This window comes from Nocardia sp. NPDC004278 (genome assembly GCF_053602975.1).
Window position 1 is genome coordinate 1 of the sequence record NZ_JBSGEQ010000053.1, and the last position, 18191, is coordinate 18191.

Consider the following 18191-nt stretch of genomic DNA (forward strand, 5'->3'; position numbering starts at 1 on the left):
ATGTCGGCGTTGTTCTTGGGTTCGATGACGGCGGTGACGGCTTCGCCCCATTTCTCGTCGGGGATGCCGATGACCGCGCAGTCCATCACGCCGGGAAAGGTGTGTAGGACGGCCTCGACTTCGGAGGGAAATACGTTGAACCCTCCGGACGTCCTTTACCTCTTCGATGAGGGGTGACCTCGCAGCTGAGCCGCAGAGCCACCCTGACCCGAGTGCCCGGCGAGGCTCGGTGGTTGCTCGGGTCAGTACTGCGGCGACCGATTCGCCGGTCCTTCAGATGTCCGGTTCTCTTCCGGGATCCATGTCAGGCCTGGTTTTCGCGCAGCGCGGCGCGATGCAGCCGGGACTTCATCGCGGCGAGGCTCAGACCGAGCGCGTCGGCAACCACTGGCCCGCTCTAACCCGGTATGTCCCGCGTGATCAGGACCTGCCGCTGATCGAGGGGGAGGGCATCGATCCATCTCGACCTCCAGTCCTGTGCCGACCGGATCGTCGGCACATACAAAGGAGACTTCGAGTCCGCCGAAGGATTCGCGCGAATTCGGACTGAGGCAGCCGCCACCGACCGACTGCCAATGGTCACAGGACTGCAGGATGGGTCAGGTGGCAGCGAACACCCTCAACGCCGGTTCGCCCGCGTGGTCGGGCGCCAACCCCGAGATACTGCACCGCCACCGGGTGATCAAGACCCACGCGGAGGCCGACGAGGGCGCCTCGATCGGCCCACCAGACCGAACCTGTGATGACCGAGTGCCCGGCTACATGCATGACGGAGTTCGGCGACTTTCGGCGGTGCACGTCAGGGGATGATTCTGGCGCTGACCTCCCGTTTTCGCGATCCGACCGCCGAGGCGATAGACTCGCGACGCCGAAAGGCACGCCGCCTTAGCTCAGTCGGTAGAGCGCTTCACTCGTAATGAAAAGGTCGGGGGTTCGATTCCCCCAGGCGGCTCCAGGTCAGAGACCATTTCCCTAATCCGCACACACCGCGCGGGGCGCCCAGTGTGCCGAGAGTGTGCCAACGCTCGAAGGGCGCCCGCCGTGATTCAGTGGAAGAGCGCGGCGCCCACCGCCTTCGACCGCGACGCCGATAGATGCCGCATCGGCGCCGAGTTGGGCGCCCGGACCAGCCCTCCCGAAGAATTCGACCGCGGCGACCACGAATATCAGATCGCCCTTAACCCGGATCACGCCGCGCATCCGAGACGCGATCTCGGCGACAGCTCCCGGCGGTCATGTCGAGAGCAGCTCCTTCTACTTCACCGATATCGAATTCCCTGTACCCGCACGCGATGCACATGAAAGGCATTCACTTCTGCAGCGCGCTCTGCAACGCCCGCGCGCACATGCCCGAGGTGCTGAACCTGCTATCGGGCGGCCGCATGCACCCGGAACTGATCATCAGCGACGTGATCCCCTTCGACACCGTTGACCAAGCGATCTCCGAGGTCGGCCACAAACCCGTCTTCGTCCGCCCCGCCATCGCGACCGAGCAACCGTGAGCACGGCCGAAGACCCCTCCGCCGAAATCGACTCTCGCCACACAGCGCGCGATCTTGGTCAGGCACTGACCGTCCCCAGCTGCGACCCCACCCACGCGCCAGACTGTCGATCACCGGGCCATACTGGCGATCGTGCAGTTCGGGATCCTGGGTCCAGTAGAGGTGCGACGGCCCGACGGGAGTCCGGTTGCGGTTGGTGGGCCGCAGGTGCGGTCGCTGCTGGCGGTGTTGGCGTCGGAGGCCGGGCGTGTTGTGTCTCGGGATCGGTTGATCGACGATCTTTACGGGGAGGACCCGCCTGGCGACGCCGGGCATGCGCTGCAGTCCCAGGTGTCGCGGCTGCGGCGGGCCCTGCGCACAGCGGGCGCCGACGAACTGGTGGAGTCCTCGACGGCGGGCTACCGGCTCGCGATAGACCCGGGCATGGTGGACGCGCACCGGTTCGTTCGGCTGGCCGAGGACGGTCGAACCACGTTGCGTGACGGGGATTCCGCTGCCGCGGCTGCGCTGCTGGACGAGGCTACCGGGCTGTGGCGGGGTGCCGCGCTGGCCGACGTACGTGATGCGCCGTTCGCCGCGACGATGGTCACCCGACTCACCGAGGCGTGGCTGGCGGTGCAGGAGGATCGCGCGGAGGCCGGGCTAGCGCTGGGCGACCACCGAGCGGTGGTCGCGATACTGACACAACTCGTCGCCGCACATCCGCTGCGAGAGCGGGCCCGGGCGCTGCTGATGCGCGGGTTGTCCGGCACCGACCGTCAAGCGGAGGCGCTGGAGTTGTTCGAGCAGGGCCGCAGGCTGCTCGCTGATGAGCTGGGGGCAGATCCCTCGGCCGAGCTGACGCGGGCACACCTGGCGGTTCTGCGCGGGGACACCGCCACCGCGGCCTTGATGCGCCGCCTGCCAGCCCAGCTCACGAGTTTCGTCGGCCGCGACGACGAATTGGCGCAGATCGCGGTGTTGCTCGCTCGGGCGCGTCTGGTCACATTGACGGGCACAGGTGGCACCGGCAAGACCCGACTGGCGCTGGAGGTCGGCGCCCGGGCTCGAGGCGAGGTGTGTTTCGTGGATCTATCGCCGTTGGTGGACGGCGCGCAGATGGCGCAGGAGATCGCGGCGACACTCGGCGGCCGTACCACCGCCGGGCACGGCACCGGTGAGCGCGAAGATGCCGAGACCCGGCTGCGCGCCATGCTTGCCAGCAGGTCCGCACTGATCATTCTCGATAACTGTGAGCATCTGGTGCTCGACGCCGCGCGGCTGGTCCATCGGTTGTTGCGCGACTGCCCAGGCCTGCGGGTGCTGGCAACTAGCCGGGAAGTCTTGCGCATCACAGGCGAGACCGTCCTCTCGATCGGGCAGCTGCCGATCGCGCCCGCCGAAGCGCCGCTGTCCGACCAGCTCGGCTGCGCGGCGGTCCGCCTGTTCGCCGACCGCGCCGCCGCGGTGCGGCCCGGATTCGCCATCGACGCGGGCACCATCACGACCGTGCGGCGCATCTGCGCGCGACTGGACGGCTTGCCGCTGGCCTTGGAACTCGCCGCCGCCCGTCTGCGCAACCTCGATGTGGACGAGATCGACGGGCGGCTCTCCGACCGGTTCAGGTTGCTGGCACGAGGAGACCGAACCGCCGAACCACGACATCAGACGCTACAGGCGGTAGTGGAATGGAGCTGGGATCTGCTCGAACCGGCCGAACGCCTCATGGCGCGGCGCTTCGCGGTCTTCGCCGGCGGCGCGTCCGCCGCCACCGCGGCGTCTGTCTGCGAGCTCGACGATGCCGACGAGCTGCTCGCCAGCTTGGCCGACAAATCGCTGGTGGAAGTACACGGTGGCCGCTACCGGATGCTGGAGACCATCCGTGCCTACGGTTTGGCCCGCTTGACCGAATCCGGCGAACGTGAACAGCTGCAACGTGCCCACGCGGGGTTCTTCACCGGCCTGGCCGAGCGGGCCGATCCGCAGCTGCGCGGCCCGGACCAGCTGGACTGGCTGACACGACTGAGCGTCGAAAACGACAACATGCAGGTCGCGCTGCGCTGGTCGGTGAACGCCGATCCGGTACTGGCGCAACGACTCATCGCTGCCCACGCATGGTGCTGGTGGCTGCGCGGTCACCCCGGCGGCACCGTCGAACTCGCCGGCGCACTACTTCCCGCACTCGATCCGGCGACAAGTGTCGAGGATCATGGTCTGTGCGTGGCGGTCGCCGCGCGGGCGAGAACCGGGCCGTTGGTAGCTGTCAACCGGGCGGCGGCGGCCCTATCCAGTGTCGAAAGCCCCCTCCAGCGGCCACATTTGGTGTTCCTGCTGGCAACAGTCGGCGGGTTGCTCGACCTGCCTCCGGAACGGCAGCGCCTGCTCTTCGGTCCCGACCAATGGTCGCAGGCATTCCTGCGGCTGGGCACGGGATTGCGCCTGCTGATGTCCGGTGAGCCACTGGTGGCCGAACCCGAGCTCTGGTGTGCCTTGGCGGGTTTCCGTGCCACCCGCGACCGCTGGGCGATCGCCACCACCCTCGACAAGCTCGCCGCCGTCGCCGACTGGCGCGGTGAACGAACAGCCGCGCTCGACCTGATCGATGAGGCCGTAGTCCTGCAAACCGAGTTGGGCGCAGGCGACGACGCCGCCGACCTGCTCAACCGGCGTGGTGACATTCTCGCTCGCGGGCCGGCTGCTTGCCACGACGCGGACGGAGCTCGTGCGGCTTACCACCGCGCCGCCGAATCGGCCCGGGTGGCGGGCGCAACGGACGCGTACGCCAATGCGATACGCGGGCTCGGCGACCTGGGCCGGGCGGCGGGCGACCTGCCCGGTGCCCGGGAGTACTACGGCACGGCCGTCGCTCTGCCCGACAACGGTTCGGTCGGCATGGCGGAGGCCCGGGCGCGCAGCCTGATCGGACTGGGCTGGGTCTCGCTCGCCGAAGCAGACATCGAAGCTGGGCTGGCGGCGCACCGCGAAGCGTTCGCGTTGACCCGTCACCGATCCCGTTCGGTGGCCGCAGCCGCGGTGGTCGGCCTGGCTGGGGTCGCCGCTGCGCTCGGCGAGACCGCCCGGGGCGCGCTGCTGCTCGGCGCTGCCGAGGCGCTGCGTGGAATGCCCGACGCGGGCGATGGCGAGGCGGCCGACACCGTCGCACGGTGCCGCACCGAACTCGGAGAACAGGCGTTCCGTATCGCCTTCGACCGTGGCATCGGACGCTCGGTGGAGGAGGTGGCGGCACTGCTCGGTGAGTGGCGGTGAGCCGATGGTGAGGGCGTGGTGAGCGCCGCGGCCGACGCTGTTCCCATGACAGCGACACGACAGTTCACCAACAAGACAGTCCTCATTTCCGGCGCGAGCGTCGCCGGTCCGGCACTCGCCTTCTGGCTGACCCGTCATGGGTTCACCGTCACCGTCGTCGAGCAGGCGCCCACGCTACGGGAGGGCGGCTACAAGGTCGACATTCGCGGCGTGGCCATGGATGTTATCGATCGGATGGGGCTGATGCCGGAAGTCCGCAAGGCCTCGACGGCGATGCGGGGCGGTGCCTGGGTCGACGACACGGGTAAGGCGCTGGCCACACTGGGACCCGAGTTGATCGGACTGCGGTCTCCCGGCGACGACGAGGTACTGCGTGGCGATCTCGCTCACATCCTGTTCGACGCCACCAAAGGCGGGGTCGAGTACCTGTTCGGCGACTCGATCACCGGCTTGGTGCAGCAAACCGACGGCGTCACCGTGCGATTCCGCAACGCCGAGCCGCGCGTGTTCGATCTGGTGCTCGGCGCCGACGGCAGCCATTCGGCGGTGCGCCGCCTCGCCTTCGGGCCGGAGGAGCGATTCACCCGGCATACCGGCATGGCGGCCTGTGTGATCTCGGTGCCGAACTATCTGGATCTCGACCATTGGGAACTGGTCCATCCGACTCCCGGGCGAGTGGTGCAGGTGTACAGCACCCGGCGCACCACGGCCAAAGCCCAGTTCATCTTCCAGGCGCCGGAACAACTGCCGGACCGGCGCGACCGCGACGCGCAGCAACAACTGGTGGCCGACGCCTTCACCGGCGCCGGCTGGGAGACACCGAACTTGGTACGCGCCATGCCCGAATCCACCGACTTCTACTTCGACTCGGTCAGCCAGATCCATCTCGACCAGTGGTCCGACGGTCGCGTCGCACTTGTCGGCGACGCCGCCTACTGCCCGTCGCCGCTGTCCGGGCAGGGCACGAGCATGGCCTTGGTCGGCGCGTATGTCCTTGCGGGCGAATTGAAAGCGGCCGCAGGCGACCACAACATCGCGTTCGATCGCTACCAACGCGCCATGCAGGACTACGTCACCCGAAACCTGACGTTGGGCTGGAACAACGCCACTCAGATGGTGGCAGCCGACCAGCGTGCGATCCGTACCCAGACCACCATGCTGCGCATGCTGCGGCATATGCCGTGGAAGGGCCTGGCGCTGCGCCCGATCATCAAGCCGCTCGAGCGCGCGGCCAACGCCATCCGCCTCGCCGACTACTGACCCCACCCGCACCGCCCCCATTCCGGGCGGGATTCTTCTTCACCAGCTGATCCGTGACACAGAAGGAGCACTCGAATGAGTATCGCAACCGGCCCGATTTTCCAGTTGGCGTGGGTTGTCCACGACATCGACGCGGCAGAACGCGAATTCACTGAACGCTACGGAGTCGACGAGTGGGTTCGGATGCCCCGCATGCGTTTCGGCCCGGATACGTGCCGCTATCGCGGTGCACCGGCCGATTACACCATCGACAGCTCACTCGGCTACGCAGGCGGGCAGCAACTGGAATTGATCGCACCTGTCTCGGGTGCGAACCTGTACACCGAAGCGCTCGCACAGTCCGGCCCCGGTCTGCACCACATCGCCTGGGTACCAGACGATTTCGATGCCGCACTGGCGCAGGCGCGGGCGGCCGGCACCGAAATCATGCAACACTGCGCCGTCGCGGAGATCGGCATGGAATTCGCCTACCTTCCCGGCGGCCCGCTCGGCTCCTACATCGAGCTCTTGCGACTGCCCGCGGATGCGCGCACGCTGTTCGACAGCATGATTCCGAACGGCTACCTGAATCCGTGGTCGCAGGGCCGGTAGCGGATAGATTGTCAGTTTCCTATCGGCCGGTGAACCGCGCCGGTCGCCGCTCCAGGAACGACAACATGCCTTCCCGCGCGCTTTCTCGCCGACACCGGGCAATTCGAGTTGTTGACCCGTCTCTTGTTGCAGTCCTCGCGCCCAGATCTCACGCGCATCCTCTCGCGAGATGATCTGTTGCGTGAACTTGTCGGGGGAGTCGCGCTGTAAATCCTTGATCAGCTTCTGTGCCGGTTTCGATATCGTCTCCCCCTGCACCGACCGCAACAGCAGGTGTTCGACCTTGGCGTCTCGGAGCAACTCGTAATCGCGGCGCAACTGGCTTTCATCCTTACGGCCGCCGATCTCACCCGACTTGTCCTCGATGGCGCGCACAGGGCCTTTTCTGGGGGCCCCGCTGTTTGTCGTAGCGGCGATTCTCGTCGGAAGTCTGTAACTCCTGTTCCCGCAACGGCTTCACGTAGCTGTTCTCGCGGTCGCGGAAATATCGGTCGGTGCCGTTCTCCCAGATCCACCCGCGTGCGTTGTTGTCGGAGGACTCCCGATCTCTGTCATAACCGTCGCTGGGCATGACTCGCCTACCCCCGAAAAGCTGGATAGATCAGATGAAAAGTATTGCGGTGCTCGCCATCACATGGCGGCGGGCGTACTCGTCCCGCATCTCGTCGGACAGCAGGGAGAACCCGTCGCCATATTCGTAATGGAAGGCAACGCTTTCCATGAAACCCACGCGGTGGAGGGATGGTCCGGGTATGGCGACCTTGGGGGCGACGCCGCATGGGTTTGCATCTGGAGGAGTAAGGGCAACAGCGGTGAAACATCCCGAAGCATGGGTTCTTCGCTGCGGCAATGGCCGCGGCGGCGCAGATGCGGCCGAAGCTGTTGTTCACCTACAACCCGTGCATCGGCACCCGGCTCCCGTGCCATGACTCACCGGAGATGGTGCTCTTCGAGCCCACCGAGTACGCGCTGTTCCCATCGGCCATGCCTGAGCGGTGGCATGCCGGGACGGAGTTCTGTCTGGCGTCGATGACGCGACCGAGCGAGGTTGGTGAGCTGACCGTGGGGTGTCGATCGGGATACCGGCCCCGTGTGGATCAATAAGTCGTTCAAGTACACCAGCTAGAAGTCGGGGAGATAGTTGGGGTCGGGTTGGCAGGTGAGGTCGGCGTCGGGGAGGGTGCCGTCGCGGAAGTAGGTGTTGACGGCGTCGTTCACGCATTGGCTCAGGTCGGCGCGGAGGATGCCGTGAACGCGGGTGTCTGCCAGTGTGACCATTCGTGATGCTGTCAGGTCCTGGTGCAGTGCGAGGCCTTGCTGGTAGGCGGTGCGGGTGTCGCGGGTTGCGTGCAAGATCAGGGCTGGTGTCGAGTTGTGCACTGCGGTGGGTGGTTCGATCGGGTCCGGCCAGAACGCGCAGGCGGTGATGTTGTTGGCGAACGCGCCGAACACTGGCTGGGCGGCTCGGACGTCTTCGATGTTGCGGCGATACCAGGCCGGATCTCGGGGTGCGGCCTTGTCGCCGCACATGACTGCGGCCATGCCCGAGGCGTCCAGCGAAACGGGGCCGCTGATCTTCGTTTTCAGCTGGTTCATGTCGATGGGCAGCCCGGACACTGCGTCGGCCACGACCCGCACGACCTCGGCGAGGTTGGTGTTCTTCTGTGGATTCGACAGCATCGCCATCAGCATCACCGGCACGGTGTGTTCATCGATGAGATAGCCGTTGCCGATCACCGGATGTGTGGCGGCACGTCGGATCATGTCCTCGACAAAGGCACGGACCTGCGGTCCGCTGCTGCCGAAGTGGTAGTCGGCGTCGTGGCGGGCCGCCCAGATCGCCCAGTCGTCGAGCCCGGCCTCGTTGACAGCGCCCATGTCCTGGTATGTGCCGATCCAGTAGCGGTCCGGGTCGATGGCGCCGTCCAGCACGATCCGATCGCTGTGCTGCGGGAACATCTGCGTGTACACCGCACCCAGGTAGGTGCCGTAGGAGCCGCCGTAGTAGTTGAGCTTGCGTTCGCCGAATGCGCTGCGGATGACATCCATGTCCCGGGCGGTATTGCGGGTGGTGATGTGGCGGGCCTTCTCGGGATCGGGTGCCATGCAGGACGCAGCCAACGCGGCGGCCAGGGTGGCGTCGCGAGCGTAGCCGAGGGCATCGAAGCCGGCTGAGAACATCATGGTGGGCAGCGGCAGCGCACAATTCACCCGGTCCGATCGGCCGATACCACGCGGGTCCATGCCGATCAGGTCGTACCGGGCACGGACATCCGGTGTGAGCCGATCCTGGAGGTCGACCATCATGCTCAGGCCCGGACCGCCGGGACCGCCGGGGTTCGACAGCATGATCCCGCGTCTTTGGGCAGGGTCGGTGGCTGGGATGCGCGAGATCGCTACGGTCAGCGTGCGTGAGTCCGGTCGGTTGTAGTCGAGCGGTACGACAACGCCTGCGCATTGAGCCCCCGCGCCATCGAGCACCGCGTCATTGCACGGCTTCCAGTCCAGTTGCTGGTGATAGAACGACTCCAGCTCACCTGGGATGTCATCGACCGGGTCGGCGCTTGCCGGTCCCATGGGCAATGTGGCGAATGCGGCTACCGATATGACCCCGAGAACGAGCCATCGAATCCATGTTATCGGCATTGCATCTCCTGCCCGCGACCTCCGTGTACGCATCCCTGATTCCGTCGCACAGCCATTTCCGGGGGTCTCGGACCAGCACCATACAGACGTTTGCTGAAACGGGCTCGGCGAAGCCGAGGTTTTTAGAATCGTCACCCATGCTTGCCCCGGTCAGATCGATCTTGTGCCTCCAACATCGGGTTTCGCGACGCGAGCCGACGTGTGCAAATCACAGACTGGTTGCGATGGCGTCGTATGCCAAGCAATTGCCTGCCATGTCGCGAACAAACACTCGCGTATCTCATCGGTCCAGGAGAGCTTTTTTCGCCTTTCTGGGCGGCCGCAACCTTTGTTGAAAACTTTATAAATGTAAATATGAAATCGTTATGCTACCGTGATCCAAACCCCAAGTGTTGTAACCGGTTGGTGCAGGCCCGGAGTGCCTGCGCGTCGGATAGTTGGACGCGGGAGGCGTGATGGAATCCGGGCATCTGTTGTCGACGTATCGGAAAAATGCTTGCCGCACAGCGTGTTCGGCTACCGATGTGCCTGGTCTGCCGGTCGACGGCACGCCCTGGCAACCAGTGATGTGGTGGCGGATCGGCCGGCTATGGCTTGCGCCCCTCACGCTCGTCATGATCATGCTGGCGGCAGCATTGTCGACGCCGGTCGTCGCGCGAGCCGCAGTGCTGTCCCCCGGTGACGATCCCTTCTATGCCGCACCCGCCGATCTCGCGTCACATCCGAACGGCGCGGTGCTCGGGGCGCGCACGATCTCACTGTTCGGTATGCCGATACCGGTGGCGGCGTGGCAATTGCGGTATCGCACAACCGATTCCGAAGAGCATCCGCAGCTGGACGTGACGACGGTGCTGGTGCCACCGGTGCCCTGGAACGGGCCCCGGCCGGTGTTGTCGTACCAGGTACCCGAGAACAGTCTCGACACCCGGTGCGCGCCGTCGTCCACGCTGCGCGGCGGACGCGCCACCGACATGGCGAGCGCCATGCAGGATGCGCCGTTCATCGCGGAGGCGCTGCTGCGTGGATGGGCCGTCGTGGTCAGCGATTTCGAAGGGCCGCAGTCCCGACTCTTCGACGGCGTGACATCCGGACGTGGAGTCCTGGACGGAATCCGGGCCGCACGGTCCTTCCTGCCAGCCGGCATCGATGCCTCGAGCCCGATCGGCGCCTTTGGATACTCGAGCGGAGCCTTCGCCACGCTGTGGGCCACGCAGTTGCGTCAGGAATACGCACCAGACGTGCGACTCGTCGGCACCAGCGCCGGCGGAGTCCCCACCGATATCCCGGCCGTGGCGCAACGCGCCGACGGTGATGCAGGGGCGATTCTGATCCTGCTCGGGCTGGCCCGCAATGAACCCGACTCCCGGCTGGCCGACTTGCTGAACGACCGAGGCCGCCGCGCGCTGCTCACCGCAGACACCTCCGCCTGCGGTGCGGATCTGGCTCAGAAATACTCCGACATCCACGTCGACGACTTCGCCACGGTGCCGAACCTGCTAGCGCATCCCGCTTTCCGCAACGCCGCCACGCCCAACGAACTCGGCCGCACCGCCCCCGACACCCCGCTGTACCTGTACCACAGCGTCGCCGACGAGAAGATCCCCGTCGCCGGTTATACCGCCCTCGTCGATAGCTACTGCGCTCAGGGCGCCACCCTCACCGCAATCCACTCGCTGTTCCCGACGCACATCGGAGCCGCCGCGGGCGAGGCCATGGGCGGCATGAACTTCCTCGCCGACCGCTTCGCCGGCACCCCACAAGCCCCGGGGTGCGTGGTGCAGTAAGCGCCGGTCCCGTCAGGCCGAGCGCAACGCACCGCCGCCGCCGTCGTCGGCGGGCATGTCTACTTCTACTACTAACGACACCGACAACCAGCGTCGAGTCCCCGGGAACCTTCGACGAGTACACCGAGGCCCAGTGGTGGGCCGAGCTCATCGACAAGGTCGGCATCGAGGAGGCGCTGAAGGTCTGGAAGCCAAGCGCGACACCGGATCCGCCTACCTATTCGCGCCAAGCCTCTGTGGACAGAGGCCATCGCACGCACACCACCTCGGCGATCGGTTCGAGGTCGCCCGAGCGCGGATCCTCGCTCGAACGCTGGGTGGCAGCAGCGCTCCGAGTGTTGTCTGCGTTCGAGAGGAGGCGTTCAGCGCCATGTGCCGCTCTGCGGGATGGCTGGTTCCTCGAGGTATGCCGTCACGTGACACCAAGTTCTGGGTCCTCCGACCGGCACGGCCGAACACGTGTCCGCCCGCGTCGAGAGCAAGCCCTTCCTCGCTCATCAGCGGGCCGCGTCGGTGGATTTCGAGGTGACCTGGGCCAGAAGTTCCAAGGCTATGGGGGCGCAGAGGGGCTGCTTGGCCAGCGGTCGCAGATCCTCCGCGGTGAGAGGTCGGTCCTCGGCGGCAGCGGCCAGCTCGGCTGTGGCGAATCCGCACACGTGCCCCTGGCACCAGCCCATTCCTGGCCGCGCCAGCAGTTTGACAGTCCGTACATCGGTGGCGCCGAGCTCGTCGCGGGCCCGACAGACGCTGTCGAAGCTGACCTCCTCGCACCGGCAGATCGTGGTGTCCGGGGTGAGCCACTCGTGCCAGCGCGCCGGGATCGGGTGTGCCTGGTGCATGGCGGCGGCGAAGACACGGAGGCGCTGGATGCGCGCACGCAGTCGACGAATATGCATGGCGTGGTCCTCGAGCGCGTCGGCCGCCGCGATCCCGGCCAGTTCACCCTCGGCTACCGCAAGCAGCGCCCCGCCGACTCCGGTTGCCTCGCCGGCTACGTACACCCCTGGCATGGTGCTGCGCTGCGAGTCGTCGACGACGGCGACGAGAGACTGGTCGACGTCGATCCTGGTTTGGGCGCCCACCGCGGTGATGAGCTCCATCGAAGGGGTGAAGCCCCAGCCCAGGGCGACCAGGTCTACGTCAACGGTTGTCGTGGGGCCGACAACTCGCCCCGCATCATCAAGCCGGGCCAGTTGGACCGCCTTGGTGCCGGTGGGATCGGCATCGATGCGAATCACCGCGGTGCGCGTCCGGTACGGGATCCGGTGGCGGGCCAGCGCCAGGGCGTACTCCGCACCCTCGGCGACCTTGGCAGGAAGGGCTGCCACGGCGCGGGCGTGGCGCGCCCATCCGGTCAGGGTATTGGCCTCGCACACGGCCACGACTGTCGCTCCGGCATCGGCGAGCTGCTTGGCGACCGGTAGGAGGAAGGGGCCTGTTCCCGCCACGACAGCGCGCTGACCGGCGAGTGTGCGGTGACCCTTCAGCAGGGCTTGTACGCCGCCGGCAGCCATCACTCCGGGGAGGTCCCAACCGGGGACGGGCAGCTGGCGGTCGTACCCACCTGGACAGAGAATCAGCCTGGCGGCGACGACGAGCCTGGGCGTCGCCTCGGCGGCGGCGACGCCCACGATCGTCGAAGTGAGGTGGAGGGTCCAGCCCCCTTCCCGGTCATCGGCGTCGGTCGGCGCCGCGGGCTCCACGAACCACACCTGGGCATTGGGAAGGTGCACCACCGCGCCCATCTGCCGGTGTCGGCGCAGCTTCTCACGAAGCTCGGTGAACAGCTTCCAGTCGTGATGGCCTTCCGCCTCCGGCCCACGTGGGGCGCGTTCGTCCGGATGACGCCAGTACTGGCCGCCGATCTGGGCACCGGCGTCCACCAGCACGACGGTTTTGCCCCGGTCCGCCGCAGCTACGGCGGCCGCCAGGCCGGCTGGGCCGGCACCGACGACGGCTACGTCAAATGCGCCGACCGTTTGTCCAGCCGGGGTCGGGTTGGTGCTCATCACTTTGTCCCTCCGTCGTTTGGAGCGTCAGTTGCCGCACCGACCGGCGCAGCGGTCGTGCTCAGCTGCATGCCTTCGCGGACGGGGACGAGGCAGGCGCGTTGATTGGGTGCGCCGTCGACGGTGATCAGGCAGTCGTAGCAGATCCCGATGCCACAGAAGAGGCCTCGGGGGCGGCCGTTGTTCCGGGTGGTGCGCCAGGACTGGATCCCGGCGTCGATGAGTGCCGCACCCACGGTCTGGCCGGGGTGGGCGCGGAGTTCCTGGCCGTCGAGGGTGAGGTGTACGACGGACGTGCCGCCGTCCTCGACTGTCCGCGGACCGGCCTGGGCTTTCGGATGTCTTGTCATGCGTGGTCACCAGCCGAGAAGCGAGCGGGGGCGAAGGGGGAGAGGTCCAGGTCCGGCGATTTGTCGGCCATGGCCTGAGCCAACAGCTTCGCGGTGCCGACCGACAGCCCTATGCCGGCGCCCTCGTGTCCGGTCGCGTGCCACATCCCGGTGAGGCGGGAGTCATGGCCGATCACGGGCAGATGGTCGGGGCAGTACGGCCGGAACCCCAGGTAGGTGCGCATGATGCGGACCCGGGCCAGCGAGGGGAACAACGCCAGTGCCTTGGCCGCGATCTCGCGCAGGACCGGCAACGACACGGTGCGGTCGAACCCGACCCGCTCCCGCGAGGAGCCGATCAGGATGGTCCCGGCCTGCGTTCCCTCGATCACGGTAGAGGTCTGCAGGCCTTCGTCGGAGGAGTGCGTCGAGGCGACGTACTCGCCGGCATACACCTTGCGGTTGATCGTGGGCGGCAGCGGCTCGGTCACCAGCACGAAGCCACGCCGGGGAAGGACGGGTACGTCGACCCCGGCCATCGCCGCGATCTCGCTCGCCCAGGTGCCGGCGGCGTTCACCACGTGGTCGCAGGCGATCGTTCCTCGACTGGTGCGCACGGCTTTGACCCGTCGTTCGCCACCCAGGTCACGGTGCTCGATCCCGGTGACTTCGATACCTGTCGAGATGACCGCCCCCATGCCTCGTGCCAGCCGCAGCAGATGGGCGGTGAGAAGCATGGGCTGCACCTGGGCGTCTTGCGGGTAGTACGCGGCTGCCGCCAGGCCGGTGCGGATGTTCGGCTCGTACTGGCGGATGTCGGCTGCGTCGACGTCCACGGTCTCGATGCCCGCCAGGCGCTGACGGGTGCCGAGTTCCCGTAGCGCGTCAGCGCCCTCGGGGCTCGACGCGACGACGAAGCCGCCCTTGGACTCGAACTCCCATAGCTGACCGAACTCGGCCAGGTCGTCGTGCCACACCGAGTGCGAGTACAGAGCCAGGTCCAGCTCGTGGCCGGCCTCCTTGTCCGACACCAGCAGGTTGCCCTCACACGCGCTACTGGTCCCCGCCGCAACCTGGCCCTGCTCGAGCACCTGCACGCGGAAGCCTTCCCGCGCCAGGAAGTACGCGCAGGCCGCGCCGACCGCACCCGCGCCGATCACCACGACTTCTGCGCCCTTGGGCAGGTGATCGCTCATGCCACCCTCCCAGGAGGCCCGGAAAGTGCGGTCACAGCAGGAACCCCGCGGGGAATGGGTCGGTGGGATCGAGCATGTACTGCGCGGTGCCGGTGACCCATGCCCGTCCGGTGATGGTGGGTACGACGGCACGAATCGTCTCGCCGTCCTCGGTGCCCGAAAGCTCGACCTCCTCGACGAGCCGGCCGACGAACGTGGACCCGATGAACGACTCGTTGACGAAGTCGGTGTGGAGGTCGAGCTCGCCCCGCGCGTGCAGCTGTGCCATCCGGGCACTGGTGCCGGTCCCGCAGGGCGACCGGTCGAACCAACCGGGGTAGATCGCCATGGCATGCCGGGAGTGCTGGGCGGTGGCACCCGGCGCCTTCAGGTAAACGTGGTGGCACCCGTTGATGTCCGAGCGTTCCGGGTGCACCGGCCTGGCCTGCTCGTTGATCGCGTCCATGATGGCCAGCCCCGCGTCGATCAGCCGCTGCTTCGCCGCCCGGTCGAACGGCAGGTCGAGGTCGTCGAGGTCGACGATCGCGTAGAAGTTGCCACCGAACGCGATGTCGTAGCGGACGTCGCCGTACCCCTCGACCTTGACGACCTGGTCCAGCGCGAGGCTGAACGACGGCACGTTCGTGATGGTGACCGACTCCGCGTGCCCGTCTCGTACGGCGACCTCGGCGACGACGAGACCGGCCGGGGTGTCGAGGCGGATCGTGGTCACCGGCTCGACCACGGGGACCATCCCCGTCTCGACCAGCACAGTCGCCGTACCGATGGTGCCGTGGCCACACATCGGAAGGAGCCCCGAGACCTCGATGAAGAGCACGCCGTAGTCGGCATCAGGCCGGGTAGGGGGCTGGAGGATCGATCCGGACATGGAGGCGTGGCCGCGCGGCTCGAACATCAACAGCGTGCGCAGCTCGTCGTTGTTGTCGATGAACCATTGGCGGCGCTGCGCCATCGTGGCACCGGGGAAGACTCCGACGCCGCCGGTGATGACGCGCGTAGGCATGCCCTCGGTGTGTGAGTCCACAGCGTGAATGATGCGTGTTGTCCTCATGTTGCCCTTTCTCGGATGCTCCAGCGGTGCGGATCAGCTCAGCTTCCCGTCAACTCTGCGCGGTACGTCGGCGTCGTCGCGCAGCTCGCTCGGAAGCAGGAAGTCGGGGAATCCTTGATAGGCCACCGGCCTGGTGAACCGATCGATGGCGGCGGTGCCGACCGAGGTGGTCCCGGCAGCGGTGGTTGCCGGGTAAGGGCCTCCGTGCTGCTGGGCGTAGGTCACCGAGACCCCCGTGGGCCACTGGTTCCACAGCAGTCGACCAGCCTTCGAGGCCAGGATGGTCGTCAGCTGCCCGACGATCTGGTCGTCCTCGTTCGCCACCAGGGTCGCGGTGAGCTGTCCCTCCAGCTGCTCTGCGACCTCGACCAGTTGCTGCTCGTCGGCGTACTCGACGATCAGCACGGTCGGGCCGAAACACTCGGCCAGCAGCGCTTCCGGGTCGGCCAACAGGTCCTGCACCGAGGTGGACAGGATGGCCGGAGCGGGCGGGTCGTTGAGCGGATCCTCCCCCTCGGCGACCACGGTGACAGCGGGATGCCGGCGCAGCTGTTGCTGGCCACTCAGGTAGCCGGCCGTGATCTTGTCGTTGAGCAGCGGCACGGCCGACGGTAGCGCGCCGGCGCGCAACGATGCCAACAAGTGGGAGTCGCCGGGTGCGAGGACCACGCCCGGCTTGGTGCAGAACTGGCCCGCGCCCAGCGTGAAGGACCCGACCAGCCCGGCGGCGATGTCCACGCCGCGGTCGGCGTCCGCGGAAGCAGTGACGAACACCGGGTTCACCGACCCGAGCTCGCCGTAGAACGGGATCGGCTCCGGGCGCGACGACGCCAGGTCGAACAGCGCTCGCCCGCCGGGGATGGAGCCGGTGAACGCCGCAGCCTTCACCTGCGAGTGCGTCAGCACGACCACCCCGGCCTCTTGGCCGTAGACGATCTGCAGGAGCCCGCTCGGTGCGCCGAGCTCGTCGAATGCCTCGGTCACCACCTGCGCCGTCGCGGCGGAGAGCTCGACATGGCCCGGATGTGCCTTCACGATCACGGAGCATCCGGCAGCGAGGGCAGAGGCGGTGTCGCCGCCGGCCACGGAGAACGCGAAGGGGAAGTTGGAGGCGGCGAACACTACCACCGGGCCGTAGGGGACGCGGGTACGCCGCAGGTCCGGACGCGGCCCCATCGACCACTCCGGATCCGCGTGGTCCACGCGCGCGTCCAGGTAGCCGCCCTCGTTCACGGTCTCGGCGAACAGCCTCAGCTGGAACGTCGTACGCGCCAGCTCGCCGCGGAGCCGTTGCTCGGTGAGGTGCGTCTCCCGGATGGCGAGCGGGACCAGGATGTCGGCGGCCCCATCGAGCCGGTCCGCAACGGCCCGCAGCACTGCGGCGCGCTCGGTGCGGGTTCGGCTGGACCACTGCGTTGCGGCCCGTTGCGCACCGCGGACGATATCGTCGATGCGGTCGGTGCGGGTGTCATACATCATTCCTCCAACGTCGACAGAGATTGTGGTGCGTCACGCGCGTTGCCGGTAGCGGTCGTAGGCATGCTGCGCCACGACCAGGTCCTCCCAGGCCATGCCCACTCCGGAGAAGACCGCCGGGCGACCGGGCGACGGGGTGAAGCGGCCGGTCACCAGTTCGGTCAGGTTGGCCAGCGGGTGTCCGCACTCAGCGTCCGCGATCCACTCGGTCGCTGGCCGGGCAAGGAGCAGGTTGCCCGACTCACGCATCGCCGCGGCATGGCTCTCCACCACGACGTCGGCATTGAGCACCAGCTCCGCGGGGAGTTCGCGCTTGTCGGGGCCGTGTACGCCGATCGCGCAGACCACGGCATCGCCGGGTATGTCGCCGACGTCGAAGAGGGGTGTGCGGGAGGACGTGGCACAGACAATGAGGTCCGCCCGCGACAGGTCCCGTGCGGCGTCGGCGGGTCGGACAGGAGCGCCGAGAGCAGCCGACCGTGCGACGAGCGCGTCTACCTTTTCGGGGCGGCGTCCCACCACGGCGATGTCGTCAGGGTGCAGGACGGCGTTGAGGTACGCGATGTGGCGCTCAGCCTGCGGGCCGGTGCCGTAGACCACCACCCGCTGTGCGCGTACCCCGGATTCGGGGTCTACGCCGCGGTGGGCGGCGATGAGGTGCTGGGCGGCCATCACCGTAGTGGCCGGGGTGCGCACCAGTGTCAGCTCCGCAGCGTCGAGAACCGCCAGTGGCGCGTGGTGCTCGGTTTCGAACAAGACGTAGACGCCTTGGACGTTCGGGTGTCCCTCCTTGGGGTTGCCCGGCGCGAGGGTGAGGACCTTGACCCCCGACGCGCCGCCGGTAGCGCTGGGCATCATCAGGAACTCGGCGCCCGGCCCGGCGGGAGCGAAGAGCCTCGGGCTGTCCTGTTCGGGATCGACGCGCCCTGATACGAGAGCCTCGGTGAGGACGCGGACCGCACTGGGTCCGTCGACGAGGTCCGCGATGGCGACTGCGCTGAGGTGGGCCGGACCAGTCCAACGACCACCTGCGCCGGCAGACTGCCCACTGGGTGCCATCATGATCTCTTCCTCTCCGAGGCTCTCGCCCCTCATCAGCAA

13 protein-coding genes, 1 tRNA gene and 1 pseudogene are annotated in these 18191 nt (G+C 67.3%); 7 read left to right on the plus strand and 8 right to left on the minus strand.

Features of this window, described 5'->3' with window-relative positions; translation table 11 throughout:
* A pseudogene (locus ACWEO2_RS40875) lies at positions 1 to 110 on the minus strand (AMP-binding enzyme); the annotation flags it as partial.
* A gap of 493 nt (positions 111 to 603) precedes the next feature.
* Between ACWEO2_RS40875 and ACWEO2_RS40880 the strand changes: the two are divergent.
* The 6 genes from ACWEO2_RS40880 (at position 604) to ACWEO2_RS40905 (ending at position 6599) form a co-directional block, all read left to right on the plus strand.
* Complete coding sequence (locus ACWEO2_RS40880) at positions 604 to 810, plus strand: hypothetical protein (RefSeq protein ID WP_452410290.1); 207 nt, start codon at positions 604 to 606, stop codon at positions 808 to 810.
* Between the two features lie 69 nt (positions 811 to 879).
* Positions 880 to 955 (plus strand) — tRNA-Thr (locus ACWEO2_RS40885).
* Between the two features lie 391 nt (positions 956 to 1346).
* Entirely contained in the window at positions 1347 to 1502 is a 156-nt protein-coding gene (locus ACWEO2_RS40890) for a hypothetical protein (RefSeq protein ID WP_452410291.1), read from the plus strand.
* Positions 1503 to 1634: 132 nt separating this feature from the next.
* Complete coding sequence (locus ACWEO2_RS40895) at positions 1635 to 4748, plus strand: BTAD domain-containing putative transcriptional regulator (RefSeq protein WP_452410292.1); 3114 nt, start codon at positions 1635 to 1637, stop codon at positions 4746 to 4748.
* A 45-nt stretch (positions 4749 to 4793) separates the two neighbouring features.
* A complete protein-coding gene (locus tag ACWEO2_RS40900; RefSeq protein WP_452410293.1) occupies positions 4794 to 6008 on the plus strand; it encodes an FAD-dependent monooxygenase in 1215 nt (404 codons plus the stop codon).
* A 75-nt stretch (positions 6009 to 6083) separates the two neighbouring features.
* On the plus strand, positions 6084 to 6599 hold the full coding sequence (locus ACWEO2_RS40905; protein ID WP_452410294.1) for a VOC family protein: 516 nt from the start codon (positions 6084 to 6086) through the stop codon (positions 6597 to 6599).
* Positions 6600 to 7721: 1122 nt separating this feature from the next.
* Here the strand turns inward: ACWEO2_RS40905 and ACWEO2_RS40910 are convergent.
* The gene (locus ACWEO2_RS40910) at positions 7722 to 9245 is read right to left on the minus strand and encodes an alpha/beta fold hydrolase (RefSeq protein WP_452410295.1); all 1524 of its coding nucleotides are present in this window, start codon (positions 9243 to 9245) and stop codon (positions 7722 to 7724) included.
* Positions 9246 to 9769: 524 nt separating this feature from the next.
* Here ACWEO2_RS40910 and ACWEO2_RS40915 point away from each other — a divergent pair.
* Positions 9770 to 11029 carry a lipase family protein gene (locus ACWEO2_RS40915; protein WP_452410296.1) on the plus strand — a complete coding sequence of 420 codons (1260 nt, stop codon included), beginning with the start codon at positions 9770 to 9772 and terminating at the stop codon, positions 11027 to 11029.
* A gap of 497 nt (positions 11030 to 11526) precedes the next feature.
* On the opposite strand, the gene ACWEO2_RS40920 is transcribed toward ACWEO2_RS40915, so the two are convergent.
* Genes ACWEO2_RS40920 through ACWEO2_RS40945 form a run of 6 tightly spaced genes read right to left on the minus strand, consistent with a single transcriptional unit; the run spans position 11527 to position 18152 of the window.
* Complete coding sequence (locus ACWEO2_RS40920) at positions 11527 to 13038, minus strand: FAD-dependent oxidoreductase (protein ID WP_452410297.1); 1512 nt, start codon at positions 13036 to 13038, stop codon at positions 11527 to 11529.
* Positions 13038 to 13388, minus strand: a complete 351-nt coding sequence (locus ACWEO2_RS40925) for a (2Fe-2S)-binding protein (protein WP_452410298.1) — start codon at positions 13386 to 13388, stop codon at positions 13038 to 13040. Before ACWEO2_RS40925 ends, ACWEO2_RS40920 begins: the two co-directional genes overlap by 1 nt.
* Positions 13385 to 14563, minus strand: a complete 1179-nt coding sequence (locus ACWEO2_RS40930) for an NAD(P)/FAD-dependent oxidoreductase (RefSeq protein WP_452410299.1) — start codon at positions 14561 to 14563, stop codon at positions 13385 to 13387. Before ACWEO2_RS40930 ends, ACWEO2_RS40925 begins: the two co-directional genes overlap by 4 nt.
* Before the next feature lie 31 nt (positions 14564 to 14594).
* Positions 14595 to 15587: a proline racemase family protein gene (locus ACWEO2_RS40935; protein WP_452410300.1), complete on the minus strand. Its 993-nt coding sequence runs from the start codon at positions 15585 to 15587 to the stop codon at positions 14595 to 14597.
* 60 nt (positions 15588 to 15647) lie between these two features.
* Complete coding sequence (locus tag ACWEO2_RS40940; RefSeq protein WP_452410301.1) at positions 15648 to 17093, minus strand: aldehyde dehydrogenase (NADP(+)); 1446 nt, start codon at positions 17091 to 17093, stop codon at positions 15648 to 15650.
* A gap of 30 nt (positions 17094 to 17123) precedes the next feature.
* Positions 17124 to 18152, minus strand: coding sequence for an ornithine cyclodeaminase family protein (locus ACWEO2_RS40945; RefSeq protein ID WP_452410302.1), 1029 nt, complete (start codon positions 18150 to 18152; stop codon positions 17124 to 17126).
* Between the last annotated feature and the right edge of the window lie 39 nt (positions 18153 to 18191).

Coding starts and splice junctions, on each gene's coding strand:
- ACWEO2_RS40930 (WP_452410299.1), bottom strand. CDS start 14,563: ATGAGCGATCACCTGCCCAAGGGCGCAGAAGTCGTGGTGATCGGCGCG.
- ACWEO2_RS40920 (WP_452410297.1), bottom strand. CDS start 13,038: ATGAGCACCAACCCGACCCCGGCTGGACAAACGGTCGGCGCATTTGAC.
- ACWEO2_RS40905 (WP_452410294.1), top strand. CDS start 6,084: ATGAGTATCGCAACCGGCCCGATTTTCCAGTTGGCGTGGGTTGTCCAC.
- ACWEO2_RS40940 (WP_452410301.1), bottom strand. CDS start 17,093: ATGATGTATGACACCCGCACCGACCGCATCGACGATATCGTCCGCGGT.
- ACWEO2_RS40890 (WP_452410291.1), top strand. CDS start 1,347: ATGCCCGAGGTGCTGAACCTGCTATCGGGCGGCCGCATGCACCCGGAA.
- ACWEO2_RS40945 (WP_452410302.1), bottom strand. CDS start 18,152: ATGATGGCACCCAGTGGGCAGTCTGCCGGCGCAGGTGGTCGTTGGACT.
- ACWEO2_RS40925 (WP_452410298.1), bottom strand. CDS start 13,388: ATGACAAGACATCCGAAAGCCCAGGCCGGTCCGCGGACAGTCGAGGAC.
- ACWEO2_RS40910 (WP_452410295.1), bottom strand. CDS start 9,245: ATGCCGATAACATGGATTCGATGGCTCGTTCTCGGGGTCATATCGGTA.
- ACWEO2_RS40900 (WP_452410293.1), top strand. CDS start 4,794: ATGACAGCGACACGACAGTTCACCAACAAGACAGTCCTCATTTCCGGC.